We start from the raw sequence: 3,393 nt of genomic DNA, 5'->3' as shown, positions 1-3,393 counted from the left end.
GGGGCGATTAACTCTTTGTTACTTACATGGATGTAAGTAAGGGGCGTGAGCAGGACGCGGAAGCTTTGCTCAATTTTTACTTAGCCCACTAGGTTACAAATCTCGCGCCGTGATTAAATCGCCCCGAGGTTGAACAAATTTTAATCCTTAAAGGTCAACAGGCCCTAATTTTGAGTAATAGCAAATGCTGTTTTTTTGTACATTTTACTTTAGTTATTTATTTTTGGGCCGATACTTAAGTAAGCAAAAATAGGAGTCGGATCATGAAAATTGGCAACTTTGGCTTTGTTCCAAACAACAACGTCAATAAATACAGTAACAAAGCTGCATTACAGCAACCTACAATACAGTCGCCTCAAGATAGTTACCAGCAACGTGGTAAAGAATTAGCAGCAAAAGTGTTAGGTGACAAAATGGCTGAGGCCTTAGGCTTACCTGTCGCGGAAGAGAAAAAAGACAAGCCACTATTTGATTTTGAAGAAATCGTCAAAAACGTTTTGGACTTTGTAACTGGTGCCGTTAAGAAAGCGCAAGTCAATGGAGCCGATAATGAAAAACTCAAAGGTATGCTTAGTGATGCACGCAAAGGTGTGCAAACAGGTATTGATGATGCCTATGGTGAATTAAAAGATACCGGTATTCTAAACGACGAAATTGAGCAGGGCATAGAAAAATCCAAAGAAGGTATTTTTAATGGCCTGGATGAGTTTGAAGAGGATTTATTTAACCCTAAACCGGATTCTGTCAGTGTTACTCAAGCACAGTATTTAAGTTTAAGTAATAATGCTCAGTATAACTTCACCACTGCAGAAGGTGACGAAGTGAGTATTAGTTTTGCTGATGCATTTAAACAGCAATCAGCCAGTAGTTATCAGCGTAATGGTCAAAATGAAGGCTATGCCAGTGCATCATCACAATCGCGGGAGTTATCATTTAGCATGTCAGTAAATGGTGACTTAAACGAAGATGAACAAAAGGCTATTAATGCAATGATGGAAGACTTGCAAAATGTTAGTAAAACATTTTTTGGTGGTGATTTGGAACAAGCCTTTGAACAAGCACAAGAGCTCAACTTAGGCAACGAACAGCTCGTCGCGTTTTCAATGGACTTAAAGCAAACTAAAACGTTTGCAGCAATAAAAGGCTATGAAGAGAATAAACCAACACCAGAGAAAGCTGTGGCTGAAAAAATAGCTCCATTTAATGACGATCTAAAAAATGCCTTTAATAAAGCGGGTGATCTTGGTTTGCAAAATGAACTGTCAGGCATTTTACAATGGTTAAATCAAGACCAAGAGGAAATAGGCAAATTAGTCGACTATACAAAATCGATGTTTGAGCAAATGAATAAATTGCGCTCAGCAGCACTAGAGAGTGAAGCATAAGCTTTATTTTCAGTACACCGCGTGGCAAACTGCTCAGCTTAGTTATTATAAGGAGCGAGTTGTTTGTCACCTCATATCATGGTTTTTGATTCGGGCATTGGTGGTACCACAGTGCTGAAGCATATTCAGCAATACATACCTGATGGCCGTTATAGTTATTTTATGGATAACGCCTACCTACCTTATGGAAAGCTGAGTCAACAAACCATAATTCAGCGCCTCAGCGGATTATTAATTTTTATAGAAACACAACAATTACACGTTGATGTGTTAGTTATTGCTTGTAATACCGCATCTACTTCAGCACTGAGCGCACTTCGCGAATTAACCACGATACCGATCGTCGGTGTAGTACCTGCAATTAAACCCGCCGCTTTATTATCTAAGTCACAGCATATTGCCTTATTGGCCACACCAGCAACAGTACAAAGTAGTTATACACAACAGTTGATAAGCCAGCATGGTCAAGCTGTCACAGTACATTTATATGCTAGTGTTGAACTTGTAACGTTGGCGGAACAAACATATCGAAGTAAAAAGATTATCCAAGACAAACTAGTTGCAGAGCTCGATAGTCTCGCTATTGATAATAGAGTGGATGTAGTCGTGTTAGGTTGTACGCATTTCCCAATTTTAGCAAAAGGTTTGAATGAGTATTTTAACAGCACTGTATTATTACTTGATTCCGGCGTAGCAATAGCCAAACGGGTGTGTGCAATACTCAAAGAGCATAATATAGCTTGCAGTGATGAGCTTGATGTTAATTGTACAGGCAAGAAAAAGCCGCTACGTTATTACGCAACGGCTTCTATTTATGTTGATAAGCAACCGGTGGAGCTAGTTACGCTGATTGATCCGATTCAGAACGAAAAGAGTTAGATTCATCATCTTGTTTTTGTTTTGCTTCACGAACTTTCAATGTACGTTGTTGGAACTCGCTATCGTTTAATTTTGCAATAGCATTATCAGCATCTAGCTCTGCCATTTCAACAAAGCCAAAGCCACGACGTTTGCCAGTATTTTTATCCTTTAATAGGCGTACATTAAACACTTTACCTTGTTCTTCAAATAAAGCGCGAACTACACCTTCATTTGCACGATAAGGAAGATTGCCCACATAAAGTGTTTTTGTTTTTACTTCGGCTTCTTCTACATCGCCAGATGACATTGCAGCTATAACTACACCACCAATTAATAAACCAGCACCAAATAACAGTGCATGACTTAATTGTAGGCTCGAAGGCGCAAAATTAACTATAACGAAACCAATAACAGCAAGGATAACTGAAGAGATAAGAGATTTTTGATCGGGTAATTTCATTTTGATCTACCAATAAACAGGAAATAAACATTAATTTAACATTGTGAACTTGCTATCTTAACGCGATAAATGAACATAGCAATGATATTTATGTGAAATAATTTAATTTACATCAAAAAAGACTCGAAAAAGCATCGATTGAGTGTTCTTTTAAAGCGTTTTGCATGCTTTTTGAGCGAACAGTCAAAAGATTGAAAAAAAGTGTTGATCTGTTTTTGGATCTCCCTATAATGCGACCCCACTGAGACAGGAAACGCCAACGCATAGCGAGGCACGAACAACTCAGAGAGTTAAATAAAACTTAGGTTTTAAATATTCGCAAGAAAGTTTAAAGCTAAGTGTTGACTCGAAAAATAAAGGGTGTATTATACGCATCCCTAGCGACAATGTCGCAACGTTCTTTAACAATATAAAGCAATCATCTGTGTGGGCACTCGTGCAGATTGAGTTCTAACAGCCAAGCTTAGTTTACTAAGTGAGGCAAACAAATTTAGAGTCTCAATTGAAACTGAGTGACCAACAGCAATAACTTACTTAGGTTTTACTTAAGGAAAGAGTTGCAGCACAGTCAATTCAATATCGAAAGATATTAAATAAATTCAGAATTCATTGAGCTGTCGAAAGACAAAAAACTTTTAATTGAAGAGTTTGATCATGGCTCAGATTGAACGCTGGCGGCAGGCCTAA

The 3,393-nt window shown here is 38.2% G+C and carries 3 protein-coding genes; 2 read left to right on the top strand and 1 reads right to left on the bottom strand.

The genetic code is table 11. The features are described from left to right. The first annotated feature begins 263 nt into the window (after positions 1 to 263). Together H5187_RS22875 and murI are read left to right on the top strand one after the other, a co-directional pair. Positions 264 to 1,385, top strand: a complete 1,122-nt coding sequence (locus H5187_RS22875; protein WP_145242803.1) for a DUF5610 domain-containing protein — start codon at positions 264 to 266, stop codon at positions 1,383 to 1,385. A gap of 63 nt (positions 1,386 to 1,448) precedes the next feature. Then, the gene (gene murI, locus H5187_RS22870) at positions 1,449 to 2,264 is read left to right on the top strand and encodes a glutamate racemase (RefSeq protein ID WP_182794906.1); all 816 of its coding nucleotides are present in this window, start codon (positions 1,449 to 1,451) and stop codon (positions 2,262 to 2,264) included. Here the strand turns inward: murI and H5187_RS22865 are convergent. Next, positions 2,227 to 2,706 (bottom strand): RNA-binding protein, encoded by a 480-nt coding sequence (locus H5187_RS22865; RefSeq protein WP_149983393.1) that lies wholly within the window; start codon positions 2,704 to 2,706, stop codon positions 2,227 to 2,229. The genes murI and H5187_RS22865 overlap by 38 nt on opposite strands. Positions 2,707 to 3,393 lie beyond the last annotated feature (687 nt).

Origin of the sequence: Pseudoalteromonas sp. SG44-1, assembly GCF_014164315.1 — a bacterium.
GTDB classification, from domain to species: domain Bacteria; phylum Pseudomonadota; class Gammaproteobacteria; order Enterobacterales; family Alteromonadaceae; genus Pseudoalteromonas; species Pseudoalteromonas rhizosphaerae.
The sequence above is the reverse complement of the archived record's forward strand: the minus strand, read 5'-3'. Positions and strand labels throughout refer to the sequence as shown.